Raw genomic sequence first — 14,306 nt, forward strand, 5'->3', positions numbered from 1 at the left:
CGCCGCAATGGGCCATCCCTGGCCCAGTGCGGCTAACCCGGCGTCCTGCCGGGTTGCCCACGGATTCAAGCCTGCGTTCGGCCAGCGTGGTTTAACGGGGCGCCTGAGATCAAAAGCAGATCAAGATCAAGATCAAGATCAAGAGCGGCTCGCTTCGCATCGTGGTGACGGGTGGGCGCTACAGAGTTGTGTAAATGCCTATGCTGGGTGGGTTTGAGAGCCATTAGTTTTTTACCCCAGTGGAGCCATCTGATGCCAGACAGCGTGTCACGTCTCGTCTATCGCACACCTGTTCCGGAAGACGTAGAGCGTTTATTCGCCATCTTCGGCGATCCCCAGACCAACCTGTTCAATCCTGCCGGCCCCATGGCCGGTATCGAGGACGCCCAGCGCCTGCTGGGCCGATGGATCGAGCAATGGTCCAGCGAGGGCTACGGCTGGTGGGCGATTGCGCGGCGCGAGAGCCCCGAGCAGATCATCGGTTTCGGCGGCATTGCACCGCTCGAGTATCTAACCGCGCGGCGCATTAATCTCGGTTATCGATTCGCCGTCGAAGCCTGGGGGCAGGGCTATGCCACCGAGGTCGGACGCGATGCCTTGGCGCTGGCGTTCGACTCGCTGGGTTTGCCTGAAGTGTTCGGCCTGGTACGGCCGGATCATGCGGCGTCGATCCGGGTGTTGAAAAAAATCGGCTTGCAGCCATTCGGCCTGCTGGACGATGTGCCCGGCCAAGCGCCTAGCCTGGTAATGCGCGCTTGTCATCCTACAACTCGCTCAGCCTGATTTTCGTCTCTCCCCTATACACCTTGGCTGACCTTGATTTTTCAGATTGACACCGTCAGAACAGCTCGATATAAAAGTCGCGGTTGTACGACGACATATGACGTTACATATGTCCTATCTAACAAAAATAAAAAGTGATGCCATGAATCTGAACGAGCCCATCAGTGCCCATCGTGTCGGCCAGGCGGTCGGCAGCTATCGCTGGACGATCTGCGCGATGCTGTTTTTCGCCACGACCGTCAACTACCTCGACCGTCAGGTGCTCAGCCTGCTGGCGCCGCAGTTGTCGACGCAATTTGGCTGGAGCAATACCGATTACGCCAACATCGCGGCGGTGTTCCAGTTCGTCTACGCGATTTCCATGCTGTTCGCCGGACGCTTTGTCGACAAGATCGGCACCAAGGCCGCCTACGTCGTGGCGATCGGCATCTGGTCCACCGGCGCGATCATGCATGCGTTCTCGGTGCAGATGGGCGAGGGCATTGCGGCAGTCAGCAGTGCCATCGGCCTGGCGGTGATTCCGGTGTCGATTGCTGGCTTCATGCTGTCACGCGCGGTGCTGGCGATTGGCGAGGCGGGCAATTTTCCCATCGCGATCAAGGCCACGGCTGAGTACTTCCCCAAGAAAGAGCGCTCCTTTGCCACCGGCATCTTCAACTCGGGGGCCAACGTGGGCGCGATCCTGGCGCCAATCTGTGTGCCCTTGATCGCCGGCATGTGGGGGTGGGAAGCGGCCTTTATGGTCATCGGCATGCTGGGCTTCGTGTGGGTGGCGGTCTGGGCCGCGGTGTACGAAAAACCTGAGCAGCAAAAGCGCCTGTCGGCCGAAGAGTTGGCCTACATTCGCAGTGATCAGACCGTACAACCCTTCGCATCAACCTCAGTGGGCCCTGCGGGCGCAACCGCGAAAAAAGTCTCATGGTTCAAGTTGCTCACCTACCGCCAGACCTGGGCCTTTGCCTTCGGCAAGTTCATGACCGACGGCGTGTGGTGGTTCTTTCTGTTCTGGCTGCCCACGTTCCTGTCGGCGCAGTACGGCATGAAGGGCGCCGATATCGTGATGCCGCTGGCCGTGCTGTACAGCATGACCATGGTCGGCAGCATCGGTGGCGGCTGGTTTCCCAGTTATTTCATGGCGCGGGGCGATGCGCCCTATGATGGCCGCATGAAAGCCATGCTGGTGATCGCGTTGTTCCCGCTGGTGGTGTTGCTGGCGCAGCCGTTGGGCTACATCAGCTTCTGGGTTCCGGTACTGCTGATCGGCGTGGGTGCTTCGGCGCACCAGGCATGGTCATGCAATATCTTCACCACGGTGTCGGACATGTTCCCGCAGAAAACCGTCGCGTCGGTGGTCGGTATCGGCGGCATGGCAGGCGGCCTGGGCGGTGTGGTGATGACCAAGATCGGCGGCTGGGTATTTGACTACTACAAGTCCATCAACGACATCCACACCGGCTACATGATCATGTTTGCGATCTGTGCCCTGGCGTACCTGGTGGCGTGGAGCGTGATGAAGGCGCTGGTGCCGCGCCACAAGGAAATCACCGACCTGTAGCGCGGCCTGGAAACGTCGCATCGGCCAGAATGATCCGCACCGACATCATGACGCCGACCAGCACTGCGGCCAGCCCTGCTGTTTCCATGGGGGTTGGCCAGCGCTGATGAAACCAGAGGCCGAGCAGCGTGGCGAACAAGGACTCAAGCGCAATCAATTGGCCACTGAGCACCATGGGCAGGCGCCGCGTTGCCGCGTTCCAGGCCCAGGCACCGACGACGGTGGACATCACGGCAATCACCAGGCTCCAGGCATACAGCGCCCATGCCTGGCTCCAGCCAGCGCCCAGGGTTGGCAAGCGCAACAGGCCCGTCGCGTATGTCCATGGGAGGATCAACAGCGTTGCGACACCTGCGCCCGTCAGCATCAGGGCGGTCCACAGGCCTGTCACGTTGGCGGGCAGGTGCGCCATCTGCTTCTGGTTGATCACGCTGAAGCCCACCCATAAGGCCACCGCGACCAAGGAGAAAAACAGCCCGGCCAGCCAGGATTGGGGGCTCGGAGAGGGCTGGTGGACGCTGCTGATATTGGTCAGCAACAGCCCCACCGTGATACAGCACAACGGCCTCACCAATTGGCGCCAGCGCAGGGTTTTATGGCTGGAGTTGCCGAGCAGCGCCAGTAGCACCGGTACCATCCCAACAAACGCCGGCGTCAATACCGGGCCGCCGACTATCACGCCGGCAGCAATGCATACGCCATAACCCAGGCAACCCCATGCGCCCAGTACTGCCGCGAGCAGGCATTGGCCAAGGCTCAGCGCACGCAGTTGCGCGCGGCACAGGATCACCCCGGCCACGCCCAGCCCACCGGCCATCAGAAAGCGCACGCTCATCAGGTCGTAGATGCTGTAGGCGCCTGTGACATAGGGCGCAATGAAATTCAGCGCCCAGCCGAGGGTGGCGACCATCGCGAATATCACGCCGGCAATTACAGGGGAGGGGGAAGTGCTCATCAGGCTGATCCATGAAGTAATGGGTCCATGGTGCCCAGCCACGCGGGTGTGCTACAAACGAGTTCTCGGTCCTGAGTACATAACCTGAGATTATGAATCTACTTGGAAAAACCCTACCGCCTCTTGCCAGTTTGTTGCCGTTTGAAGCCGCAGCGCGCCTGGAGAGTTTTTCCAGGGCGGCCGATGAACTGCACATCACCCAGGCGGCTGTCAGCCGGCAGATACGCGGGCTGGAAGACAATCTTGGGGTGAAGCTGTTCTGCCGACGCAACCGTGCAGTGTTCCTGACTCAAGAGGGGCGTGAGTTGGGGCGGGTGGTCAGCCTCGCGTTGCAAAGCATCAGTGAGGGCGCGGCCAGCCTGAGGGCGTCCCCGCGGCGCAATCGGGTGGTGCTGCTGTGTCAGCTGTGCGAGGCGTTTTATTGGTTGATGCCGCGGTTGGCGACGTTCCACCAGCAATACCCGCAGATTGAAATCCAGGTGGTGACCTGCACGCGGCCGATCACGCAGTTCAATGACCCTTTCGATGTCGCCCTGCAAAGTACCCGGCGCGCCAGTGGCGCCCACGCGCTGATGTTTACCGCCTCCGATGAAGTGTTCCCGGTGTGCAGTCCCGCTTACCTGTGCCCGGAACAACCGCTGGCGCTGGCTGAATTGGCGGCCTGCACGTTTTTGCACCACAGCAGCGAACCTCCGCACTTGATGGCGTGGGATGAGTGGCTGAACGTGTTCGGTCAGTCGTTGGCCCGTGACGCGCGCAGCGTCACGTTCGACAGCTACCCGCTGATGTTGCAGGCCGCCGTGGAAGGACATGGTATGGCCATGGGCTGGCGTCGTACCGCAAGCAGGCTGATTGAGAGTGGAGCATTGGTCAGGCCCTGTGCCGAGAGCGTGTTTTTGCCAGAGGCTATTTCGGTCTACAGGCAGCAAGGGGCAGGCAATCGGGATGAGGTCGTGGCACTGCTGGCCTGGCTCGAGGCGCAGTTGCAGCGTGACGGCTGACAGGGGCGCGACGGCCCCTGTCATCCCCGGTTATTGATTACGTGTCACGCGCCAGACCGTATTGGCCAGGTCATCGGCAATGATCAGCGCGCCTTTCGGGTCGACTGTCACGCCCACCGGACGCCCACGGGTCTTGCCGTCGTCACCGCGAAAGCCGGTGGCGAAGTCGACAGGCTCGCCGGCCGGTTTGCCGTTGCTGAAGGGCACGAAAATCACTTTGTAGCCCACCGGATTGTCACGGTTCCAGCTGCCGTGTTCGCCAACGAATACGCCGTCGGCGAATTTTTCGCCCATGGCCGGGATGGAGAAATCCACGCCGAGTGCGGCTACGTGAGAACCCAGGCTGTAATCCGGTTTGATCGCCGACGCGACCTTGGCCGGATTCTGCGGTTGCGCACGCGGGTCCACATTCTGGCCCCAATAGCTGTAGGGCCAGCCATAGAAGGCGCCTTCGCGTACCGAGCTGAGGTAATCGGGCACCAAGTCCGGGCCCAATTCATCGCGTTCGTTGACCACGGTCCACAACTGCCCCGAACCCGGTTGGATGGTCAGCGCCGTCGGGTTGCGCAGGCCGGTGGCGTAGGGTCTGTGCGCGCCGGTGGCGGCGTCGATCTGCCAGACCATCGCCCGGTCGATTTCCACTTCCATGCCGCGCTCGGTGATGTTGCTGTTGGAGCCGATGCCGACGTAGAGCTGGCGTCCGTCCTCGCTCACGGCCAGGGATTTGGTCCAGTGATGATTGATCTGGGCCGGCAGGTCGGTGACTTTGGTCGGGGCGCCGCTGGCCTTGGTCTGGCCGTCGGTGTAGTCGAAGCGCACCAGCGCATCCTGGTTGGCCACGTACAGTTTTCCATCGGCGTAAGCCAGGCCATAGGGCGCATTGAGGTTGTCGGCGAATAAGGTCTTGAGTTCGTAGGTGCCGTCACCGTCGGCATCGCGCAACAGGGTGATGCGATTGCCGCTCTTGACCTTGGTATTGCCCTCGGCCTTGATCAGGCTGGCGATCACGTCCTTGGGCTTGAGTTTGGCCGCGCTGCCGCCACGACCTTCGGCGACGAGGATATCGCCGTTGGGCAGTACCAGGGTCTGGCGCGGAATGGCGAGGTCGGTGGCAATGGCCGTGATGCTGTAGCCCTGCGGTACCTTGGGTTTCTGATCGCCCCAGGCGGCCGGCTCGGCGATTTTCATGCTCGGCAGCAGGCTGCTTTGTTGCGCTGGCAGCTTGGGATCGGGGCCGTGGACCTGGGTCTTGTCGCCTTCACCACCGCAGGCGCTCAGTACCAACGCTGCGCTTAACAAGGTCAATGTGCGGGTGGTTTTCATTGGGCAGCTCCCGAGCGCAGGTTAGTCAGGCCGATCCAGGTCGCCAGCATCGCCAGCAGGGTGACGACTGCCGACAGCACCAGGCCGGTCGGCATCATGGCGTAGGCATCCTTGGCGTGCTGGAAGGCGTTGATCAGCCCCAGCACCCAGGCGGCCAGCAACAGGAGAAAGTAGGCCGCAGGGCGCCCGGCCTTGCGGTCGGCGCGCAGCAGATTGACCAGCGCGAACAACAGGGCAAATCCACTGAACACCAACGCACCGGCGATCAGCCAGGAGGCGAAGTTGGCCCATTGGATCTGGTAGGTCTGGCCGTAGGCAACGTCACTGAGCAGGGCGCCCAGGAACAGCGGCACGCTGCCGGCGAGCAATGTCGCATGCAGCGGGCCTGGTGTGCAGCGATAGGCGGGGAGGGTAGTCATGGGCGGTGCAGCTCCTTATCGTTCGGCACGCCTTGGTGGCAGGTGTGCGATGACTTTGCAGAGTCTTTGCATAGAGACTTGCTTAGGAAAGGAGCGTGTCGTTTGTGAGAAAGTTCACTGGGGGTTCGTGTCGGAATGTTTATCGAACCAGTCGGCGTAGGGTGTGTTCACCACCTTGTAGCGATTGAAATCCGGGCTGCCATCCGTCCACCACACCGGCCCGCGCTCACCCAGTGCGACCTTCGCGCGCTGTACCTGCTCGCGGGCCTGCTTCAATTGTTGTGGGTCGCCGCAGGCCTTGGCCGCTTTGACGGCACGACGTGCATCCATCAACGCATCCACCCAGCGCTGGCGTGCGGGCTCATCCAGCGCCGGGTTGGTACGCCGCCAGAGTCGACCCTTGAGCACGAAATAGCGCCCATCCGGGGTGTTAATCATGGTGCCAGCGCAGCACCCGCAGCACGCCCCACATCATCGACATCACAATAGCCAGCCAACCGGCGAACAGGCTGAAGAGTGTCATTGCAAGGTTCATAACCACCTCTCTAACGTCGTCGTTCCAATGTTGTCCTGCAATAGGTGACCCCGCTCAGGGCGCAGGATTCAACCGAATTTGACGAATGAACCCTTGGCAGCATCCATCGCCTAAGCCTCTATAATCTCCCCGATGGCATATCACCAGGCGCTCCCATGACCCACCCCCGCATCGGCTTTGCATGCCAATACAAGCATCCGGAACGACTCCCGTCCGCCAGCGCCCTGAAGGTGATCGAAGGCCCGTTCAACCCGCGTACCACCACGCTGCGCTGGATGGACAGCGTCGAGCCGCAGGTGGCACGTGGCAAACTGGTCGAGGTGGTCACACACAATCTCGCCGCCCAATTGCGCCTGCTGGCCTACGTCGCCGAGCTGCCGCCGACCTTGCGCATGCTGCGCCTGAGCAGTGATCTGTTGCCGTTCTACAGCCATCCGAAAGTCGCCGCCGTGTATCAAGACCCTGCCATCGCGCGCCAGTTGCAGGACGGCTTTGCCGCCATCGGCGCGCTGGCGCGGGCGTCGGATATCCGCCTGTCGTTTCACCCCGGCCAATACTGTGTGCTGGGCTCGGAAAACCCAGGCGTAGTGGAAAACAGCCTGGCCGAATTCGAATACCACGCCGACATGATCCGCATGATGGGCTACGGCCGGCGCTTCCAGGACCTCAAGTGCAACGTGCATATCGCCGGTCGCCTGGGCGTGGCGGGTACCCGCGCGGTGTGGTCGCGCTTGTCCGACGTGGCGCGCAACTGCATCACCTTTGAAAATGACGAGAAGACCTACGGCCTGGACCATTGCCTGCAAGTCGCTGACCTGGCGCCGGTGGTGTTGGATATTCACCATTGCTGGATCAACGAGGACGAGTACATCGACCCGCACTCGCCCCGCGTCGCCAGGGTGATCGACAGCTGGCGCGGCGTGCGCCCGACCCTGCATTACTCCCAGCCCCAGGAAAGCCTGCAGGCATTGGGGTTTGACGCCGAGCACAAACTGGAAATGACCGCCTTGTTGAAGGTGGTTTCCAAGCGCGACCTCTACGGCCACAGTGCGCAAATGTGGAACCGCTGGACCAACGACTATGCGCTGCAGTTTCTGGATCGCTTCGACATCATGCTTGAAGCCAAGGATAAGAACGTCGCGGCACTGGCGTTCTACAGGTATTGGCAAAGCCAATCGGCCTGAACCATGGCATGCTTGACGGCCTGACAAAAGGAACCGTCCCATGGCTACCCTGCATCTGCTCTGCGGCAAGATCGCGTCCGGCAAATCCACCCTTGCCGGCCGTCTTGCCACCGATCACGCCGCTGTCCTGCTCAGCGAAGACCACTGGCTTGCTACGCTGTATCCCGGCCAGATCCAGACGATTGCCGATTACCTGACCTGTGCCCGGCAGATTCGCGGTGTGGTGGGGCCACTGGTGATCGATCTCCTGAAGTCCGGCGTCAACGTGGTGCTGGACTTTCCGGCCAACACCCTGGCCAATCGCCAATGGCTGCTGGGCCTGGCCCAGGCTGCCCAGGCACTGCATTGCCTGCATTACCTGGAACTGGATGACGCCGCCTGTCGTGCGCGGCTGCACGCACGCAACGGCAGTGGCGAGCATGACTTTGCAGCAACCGACGCCGAGTTCGACCTGATTACCCGCCACTTTTGTGTGCCGAGTGAGGAGGAGGGGTTGGTGATCGAGGTGCATCGGCCGTGAGCGCCGGACACTCCATGGGTGTAGACCTTAATGGCCACGTGGTCAGCGTCGGCACCGTCCCTGTGCAGGCCGAGTTCGAGCCTTTACTGAAGGATGTGTTGGCGACGCTTTCACAGCCCGCATTCGGCCTGGAGGGTATCTACCTGTACGGCAGTGTCGCCCGAGGCGATGCCCATGCCGAAGAATCCGACCTCGATCTCACCCTGGTCCTGCGTGACCCACCCCAGGCCGCGGTGCTTGAACAACTCGAACTGACGCGGCTGGCGCTGGAAAAGCGGCATTCCTGTGTTAGCAAAATCGATTTCGACATCGGCCACCGCGCACAGGTACTGGCGCCGGAAAACCACAATCGCTGGGGCTTCTGGCTCAAGCATCATTGCCGGTGTGTGTGGGGCGATGACCTCGGGTTGCGGCTCGAGCCATTCCGGCCAAGCCGAGACATCGCCCTGGCGCTCAACGGTGATTTTGCGCAGGTGTTGTCAGGCTATCGCGCGACTATCCTGCAGGCCGCGACCACACCGCAGCGCCTGCGCTTGCAGCGCGAAGCCGCACGCAAGTTGATCCGCTCCACGCATACGCTGCGTTCACCCGACGCACTGATGTGGCCGCAAACGCTGGAGGAGCATGTGGCGCTGTTCACCCGGCGTTATCCCACCAGGGTCGCGCAAATCGCGTATTTTCTCTTTGAGGCCAGAAATCCAAGCGCCGAGTGCGCGGCATTTTTGCAGCGTCTTGACGCTTTTGTTGAGTGGATGGCTTCGCAGTCGGAATAAATCAACACCTGGGGGCAGGAGGGCGATCGGCACAACTGAAACGGTGTAGGCGCGTAGCGATTTGTTCGATGCATCCAGCATTTGCCTTTACACTGCGGGCCCCGATTTTCAGCAAGGATGCTTTGAATGCGTTCGCTCGTCAGCGCCGTATGCCTGTTTATGACCTTTTCGGCCAATGCCCTGGCCGAGCCGCGCTCGTTTTCGCTCAACGATCCCAGCGGTCATTACCTGGTGGAAGTCCTGTTCCCGGATGCGCCTCAAGACCTGCAACAACTGGCACCGGCACTTATTACCCTGCGCGACAAAACCACCCTCGACATCCTGCAGCAGTTGCACACCCCGGCCGGCAATTTGCCGCTGGACCAGAACGGCAAGACCGATGCCTATCGTTTGATGGGGCAGTACGGTCTGCTGTACTTCCTGGATATCGACGCCGACGGCCGCCAGGATGTGGCGATCCGCAACGGCAGCAGCGACGATGACGACAGTCAGTACCACTACGATGTCTACCTGCAGGACCCGCAGCAAACGCAATGGCGGCGCAATGGCCCGTTGTCGGCGCTGGCGAACGAAACCTTCGGCGGGATGTTTTCGGTCACCCCGAACGACGGCATCATCCATTCCCAATCCGACCGAGGTTGCTGCTGGACTCGAGCCAGTCGCTTGCAGATGCGCGGCGGCGAGTTGGTGCGACTCGGTGCCTACACCCAGGAGCAGGTCCCGCCCACAGAGTTTGGCGAAAACTCCAGCATGCCCAGCGGCTATATGCTGCGCACGACCGGCGAGTGGAAAGACGGCCAGTGGGTGGAGACTTCCCGGCTCGAAGGACCGGTCAACGAAGACCCGCAATACCTGGTCGGTACGCTCGACGGCAAGATCCCGGTGCAGCTTTGGTACCAGCAGCAGGGCGCGGTGCTGATTGGCGAGTTGCGTTATACCAGGAGCGGCAGCGGCAACCCGATCAAGCTGGTGGGCGACCAGGACGAGTACGATGGCAAGCCGTTCGTGTATCTGCACGAGTATGCCGATGACGGCCATCAAACCGGCATCTGGCGCATCACCCGGCAGACCGTCGCACCTTATCTCTACAGCGGTACCTGGGTCAGCGACGCCAAGGGCAGCCCGCGCGAACTGGCCATCGACCTGCGCTACGAAGACCGCGAGCCGGAATACAAAAAACTCGGCGATGTACCCCGCGACCAGCGCAGTGGCCACTACCAGATGCGCGATGACTTCCTGGGCCGCGACGGTGACCTGGAGCTGAACATCCTGCCCGAGCGCGATGCCCAGGGCCGGGAAATCGCGGAATTGAGCCTGACGCTCAAAGACGCCGGCACCTCCAAGGTGATCGTCACGGCGCAGCACCGCGTGCCGATGGAAACCGACAACCTGATCATCGTGCGTGAACCCCTGGCGCCCAAATCCAACGGGCCATATCACATTCAACTGGTGAAGAACTTTGCCGTGATCAATCACAACTCGGCGCCGGACGCGCAGGATTATCTGACCGGAATGTACCGCAGGCAGCCGCGTTGACGCCCGATAACCCAAGACACAGGTGATTGCCCACTTACGCATGGAACCGTTACCCTCGGTTTTGACTTTACTAGCCACCGACCGTAACAGTGAGTCACGGTCTGCACCGAATCAGGACGATGAACGACTACTCTCTGAAGCTTGCCAACTACTGGCGAAACTCGCTGGCCGACGCGGAAAACGGCAACGGTGCCCTGTCCCCCAGCCATGTCAAAACCTACGCGGTCGTACCTTTGGCCGCCCTGGCCGCCGGTTGTCTGCCGGTCGAGCAGGTGGACCTGCTATTCGCCGGCGAACCTGCGCAACGGCTCCATGTAGATGTCACGCTGCGCCCGTTTGTGTATGCCTCACGCCAGGAACACCGCATGGCGCGCAGAGGGTTGCCGGCCTTTATCACACCGATCATTTGCCGGGTGTCGGTCACCCGTGACGGGCTCATCTATCCGACCGGCCCCACGCTGGTACCCCGCGACATCCTGGAACCGTTGGACCGCGACAATTTCACCATCGGCGCCCAACCTGACCTGGACAGGTTTTTAACCACGCAAGACGCACCCCGATTCGAAGTGCCTGCCCCCGGCACAGAGGTGCAGCCGGACGAATATCGCGACAAATGGCTCACTTACCTGCGTTACTGCAAGACGATGTTCCAAACGGTGTGCAACGCCTGGAACGGCGAGGACGACGGTTTCGATCCGGCCAACTATTGCTACGTGTTCAAGGAGCAGAAGGCGGACGGTTTCAGTCGCAATATCGTTGCGCTATACGATCACCTGCGCCTCGCCAAACCCGAGGCGCCGTTGTTCGAGCGCTTTGCACAACGTGAACCCACGCCCGATGAACCCTGCCTGCCGGCCAATGGCCTGTTCGCCGGACGAGGCGGGCATGCCGGTGACGAATACGCGCTGGCGCCGGCCCAACGCGACAGTCTCGCGCACCTGCTGGTGGGTAACACCGGGGATATCCTCGCGGTCAACGGGCCGCCGGGCACCGGCAAGACCACATTGCTGTTGTCCGTGGTCGCGTCGCTCTGGGCCAGGGCCGCCGCCGAGGGCGGCGAGCCGCCGGTGATTGTCGCCAGTTCGACGAACAACCAGGCGGTCACCAACATCATCAAGGCCTTTGGTAAGGACTTCTCCGAAGGCACCGGCCCCTTTGCCGGGCGCTGGCTTCCCGATATCAGCAGCTTTGGCGCCTACTTTCCGACGGCCTCGGCGGAAGCGGAGATGGCCCGCACCTACCAGACCAGGAGCTTTTACCTGGCGCTGGAAACGCAGGCCTACGTCGATAAAGCGCAGCAGGCTTATCTGGCGCGCGCCGCCATCGCTTTCCCGGGACAGTCGCAGCCCACGCTCAAAAACACCGTAGACGCGCTGCAGGCGCGGATTCGCCTGCGCCTGCAGCAACTGAGTGATATCGAGCAGGGATGGGCCCGATTGCGGGTGGCGCGCGACGCCCTCAAGGCCGTGCTGGGCGATGATCCACAGGCGGCGGTCGCGGGTCTAGACGCTCAACTGCGGGCACATTCGGAGCGGCTGACCAATGCCAAGGCACGTCTGAAAGATTTCAGGCATTACCTGGCCCATGAGTCGCTGGTGTATACGCTGTTCGGTTGGTTCGGCCCGATTGCCGCCAAGCGCCTGCGCCTGGCCAAACTGCACGTCGATGAGGCTGACGTACAGTTGCAGGAGGCCACCGACGTGCATGACATCGAGCGCCGGTTGACGGCCGCAGTGGCGCATCAGGCACAAAGCCTGAAAACCCTCGAAACCCAGCGTGAGCGTGTGGAGCAACTGCTGCGCGGCGAACAGCGTGAACTGTTGAACTGGCAGGCGGTGATTGGCCGGTTACCCCAGGCGGCCGGCAAGCCCGCCGCCCAGGTGACCCTGGAAGACTGCGATCGCTGGGCGGACACCTCGTTGCGCTTCGAGACCTTCCTGCTGACCACGCATTACTGGGAGGGGCGGTGGCTGTTGGAAGTCATCGACGAGCTGCCGCTGATTCTCAAGAGCCGCAAAAAAACCGGCCGCAAGACGTTGGAAAAAAACTGGCGCCGCTGGATGAAGCTCACGCCCTGCGTCGTGGCCACGTTCTACCGGCTACCGAGAGAGTTGTCCTGCGAGCGCCATGATGGCAACGGCCTTGTCGACGATTACGCGCTGAATTTCATCGACCTGCTGATCGTGGACGAAGCCGGCCAAGTGCTGCCCGAGGTGGCGGCGCCGTCGTTCGCCCTCGCGCGGCAAGCGCTGGTGATTGGCGACACGCAGCAGATCGAGCCCATCTGGTCGGTGCCGCCGGCGGTGGATATCGGCAATCTGCTCGCCACCGGCCTGCTGTCACGCAGCCGCGTGGACGATGAGTACGAGGCCTTTTGTGACAGTGGACGCAGCGCCGCCAGTGGCAGCGTCATGGCGATTGCACAGTCCACCAGCCGCTATCATTACGACCGCGACCTGGCGCGCGGCCTTTACCTGTACGAACACCGCCGGTGTTATGACTCGATCATCGATTACTGCAACGCGCTCTGCTACAAGGGCAAGCTGCAACCACGGCGCGGCGCCAAGCCCGATGGCGGCCTGCCGGGGCTGGGGTACCTGCATATCGACGGGATCTGTCAGCAAAAGCAGGGCGGCAGCCGCCATAACCTGCTGGAAGCCCAGACCATCGCCGCCTGGATCAAGGCCCATGAACAGCCACTCACTGAACGCTACGGCAAAGACCTCTGGGAAATCCTCGGGGTGATTACCCCATTTGGCGCCCAGACCCAGGCCATTACCCAAGCGTGCAGCGCGCTGGGTATTCGTACCGGCAAAGGCGACGGCGAACTCACCGTGGGCACCGTGCATTCCTTTCAGGGCGCCGAACGGCCGGTGGTGATTTTTTCCGCTGTGTACTCCAAGCATGCCGACGGGCCTTTTATCGACCGCCGCGACAGCATGTTGAACGTGGCCGTTTCCCGCGCCAAAGACAGTTTCCTGGTGTTCGGCGACATGGACCTGTTCAGCCAGATACCCGCCAGCAAACCCCGTGGACGTCTGGCGCAGTACCTGCTGAACAGCCCGGAAAATGAGCTCACATTCGACTTCCAACCCCGGGCGGATTTGCTCACGGTGCGCACCGGCTTGAGCCACCTGCATGAATTCGCCGAGCATGATCGGTTCCTGTTGCGAACCCTGGAAACTGCGCGCCAGCAGGTGCAGATTGTCACGCCGTGGGTCAAGTTGCGCGGGATGCGCGAAAGCGGTGCCTTGGACGCGATGGGCGAGACCGTGCAGCGAGGCGTGCCGGTGACGGTCTACACTGACCTGCGCTTCAACACCGAAGGTAAGCCGGCCAAGGCCGCTTACTTTCAGGATGCAATCGCAGCGCTGAAAAACCATGCCGTGCAGGTGCACGTGGTCAACAAGGTACACAGCAAGCTGGTAATGGCCGATGAGGAACTGCTGTGTGTCGGCTCATTCAACTGGCTGAGCGCTGCACGCTCGGGCGATTTTGTGCACCATGAAACGTCCATGGTCTACCACGGGCCGGACGTCAGCAGCGAGCTGGCCATCAACCGCAGGAGCCTGGCGCAACGCCTGAGCTCAAGCCAGCCCTAGTCCCGCGCAACGCTATGCCAGCGGCCACAGGCGGTTGGCATAGCGCTACCGATCAGCAGCCCATGCGCAAAACCCTGCGACTTCCCGGTGAAAATCTTCATAATGGCGGCCATTTTGTTT

Annotated in this window: 12 protein-coding genes; 8 read left to right on the forward strand and 4 right to left on the reverse strand. The window is 61.7% G+C overall.

Annotated features, from left to right (window positions below; all coding sequences use genetic code 11):
* Positions 1-252 precede the first annotated feature (252 nt).
* The gene (locus tag CIB54_RS21355) at positions 253-783 is read left to right on the forward strand and encodes a GNAT family N-acetyltransferase (protein ID WP_101220872.1); all 531 of its coding nucleotides are present in this window, start codon (positions 253-255) and stop codon (positions 781-783) included.
* Positions 784-925: 142 nt separating this feature from the next.
* Complete coding sequence (locus tag CIB54_RS21360) at positions 926-2,338, forward strand: MFS transporter (protein ID WP_101220873.1); 1,413 nt, start codon at positions 926-928, stop codon at positions 2,336-2,338.
* Here CIB54_RS21360 and CIB54_RS21365 read toward each other — a convergent pair.
* Positions 2,325-3,293, reverse strand: a complete 969-nt coding sequence (locus CIB54_RS21365) for a DMT family transporter (RefSeq protein ID WP_101220874.1) — start codon at positions 3,291-3,293, stop codon at positions 2,325-2,327. The genes CIB54_RS21360 and CIB54_RS21365 overlap by 14 nt on opposite strands.
* Before the next feature lie 92 nt (positions 3,294-3,385).
* Between CIB54_RS21365 and CIB54_RS21370 the strand changes: the two genes are divergently transcribed.
* On the forward strand, positions 3,386-4,294 hold the full coding sequence (locus CIB54_RS21370; RefSeq protein WP_065952566.1) for a LysR substrate-binding domain-containing protein: 909 nt from the start codon (positions 3,386-3,388) through the stop codon (positions 4,292-4,294).
* Between the two features lie 30 nt (positions 4,295-4,324).
* Here the strand turns inward: CIB54_RS21370 and CIB54_RS21375 are convergent, their stop codons facing one another.
* From CIB54_RS21375 to CIB54_RS21385, 3 genes are all read right to left on the reverse strand, one after another.
* Positions 4,325-5,617, reverse strand: a complete 1,293-nt coding sequence (locus tag CIB54_RS21375) for a PQQ-dependent sugar dehydrogenase (protein WP_101220875.1) — start codon at positions 5,615-5,617, stop codon at positions 4,325-4,327.
* Positions 5,614-6,036, reverse strand: a complete 423-nt coding sequence (locus tag CIB54_RS21380; protein ID WP_065952568.1) for a DUF2231 domain-containing protein — start codon at positions 6,034-6,036, stop codon at positions 5,614-5,616. Before CIB54_RS21380 ends, CIB54_RS21375 begins: the two co-directional genes overlap by 4 nt.
* Before the next feature lie 114 nt (positions 6,037-6,150).
* Complete coding sequence (locus tag CIB54_RS21385) at positions 6,151-6,474, reverse strand: hypothetical protein (RefSeq protein ID WP_065952569.1); 324 nt, start codon at positions 6,472-6,474, stop codon at positions 6,151-6,153.
* A 252-nt stretch (positions 6,475-6,726) separates the two neighbouring features.
* Between CIB54_RS21385 and CIB54_RS21390 the strand changes: the two genes are divergently transcribed.
* From CIB54_RS21390 to CIB54_RS21410, 5 genes are all read left to right on the forward strand, one after another.
* Complete coding sequence (locus CIB54_RS21390) at positions 6,727-7,755, forward strand: apurinic/apyrimidinic endonuclease family protein (RefSeq protein WP_065952570.1); 1,029 nt, start codon at positions 6,727-6,729, stop codon at positions 7,753-7,755.
* A 40-nt stretch (positions 7,756-7,795) separates the two neighbouring features.
* Positions 7,796-8,275 carry a P-loop nucleotide/nucleoside kinase family protein gene (locus tag CIB54_RS21395; protein ID WP_101220876.1) on the forward strand — a complete coding sequence of 160 codons (480 nt, stop codon included), beginning with the start codon at positions 7,796-7,798 and terminating at the stop codon, positions 8,273-8,275.
* Positions 8,272-9,048: a nucleotidyltransferase domain-containing protein gene (locus CIB54_RS21400; RefSeq protein ID WP_420094164.1), complete on the forward strand. Its 777-nt coding sequence runs from the start codon at positions 8,272-8,274 to the stop codon at positions 9,046-9,048. Before CIB54_RS21395 ends, CIB54_RS21400 begins: the two co-directional genes overlap by 4 nt.
* 126 nt (positions 9,049-9,174) lie before the next feature.
* Positions 9,175-10,584 (forward strand): XAC2610-related protein, encoded by a 1,410-nt coding sequence (locus CIB54_RS21405; protein ID WP_101220878.1) that lies wholly within the window; start codon positions 9,175-9,177, stop codon positions 10,582-10,584.
* Between the two features lie 119 nt (positions 10,585-10,703).
* Positions 10,704-14,186: an AAA domain-containing protein gene (locus CIB54_RS21410; protein WP_101220879.1), complete on the forward strand. Its 3,483-nt coding sequence runs from the start codon at positions 10,704-10,706 to the stop codon at positions 14,184-14,186.
* Positions 14,187-14,306 lie beyond the last annotated feature (120 nt).

It is taken from the genome of Pseudomonas fluorescens (assembly GCF_002837185.1).
Lineage (GTDB): Bacteria > Pseudomonadota > Gammaproteobacteria > Pseudomonadales > Pseudomonadaceae > Aquipseudomonas > Aquipseudomonas fluorescens_AM.

Bases quoted from the DNA above. Each gene is read 5' to 3' on its own strand.
- CIB54_RS21355 (WP_101220872.1), top strand. From the start codon at position 253: ATGCCAGACAGCGTGTCACGTCTCGTCTATCGCACACCTGTTCCGGAA.
- CIB54_RS21360 (WP_101220873.1), top strand. From the start codon at position 926: ATGAATCTGAACGAGCCCATCAGTGCCCATCGTGTCGGCCAGGCGGTC.
- CIB54_RS21365 (WP_101220874.1), bottom strand. From the start codon at position 3,293: ATGAGCACTTCCCCCTCCCCTGTAATTGCCGGCGTGATATTCGCGATG.
- CIB54_RS21370 (WP_065952566.1), top strand. From the start codon at position 3,386: ATGAATCTACTTGGAAAAACCCTACCGCCTCTTGCCAGTTTGTTGCCG.
- CIB54_RS21375 (WP_101220875.1), bottom strand. From the start codon at position 5,617: ATGAAAACCACCCGCACATTGACCTTGTTAAGCGCAGCGTTGGTACTG.
- CIB54_RS21380 (WP_065952568.1), bottom strand. From the start codon at position 6,036: ATGACTACCCTCCCCGCCTATCGCTGCACACCAGGCCCGCTGCATGCG.
- CIB54_RS21385 (WP_065952569.1), bottom strand. From the start codon at position 6,474: ATGATTAACACCCCGGATGGGCGCTATTTCGTGCTCAAGGGTCGACTC.
- CIB54_RS21390 (WP_065952570.1), top strand. From the start codon at position 6,727: ATGACCCACCCCCGCATCGGCTTTGCATGCCAATACAAGCATCCGGAA.
- CIB54_RS21395 (WP_101220876.1), top strand. From the start codon at position 7,796: ATGGCTACCCTGCATCTGCTCTGCGGCAAGATCGCGTCCGGCAAATCC.
- CIB54_RS21405 (WP_101220878.1), top strand. From the start codon at position 9,175: ATGCGTTCGCTCGTCAGCGCCGTATGCCTGTTTATGACCTTTTCGGCC.
- CIB54_RS21410 (WP_101220879.1), top strand. From the start codon at position 10,704: ATGAACGACTACTCTCTGAAGCTTGCCAACTACTGGCGAAACTCGCTG.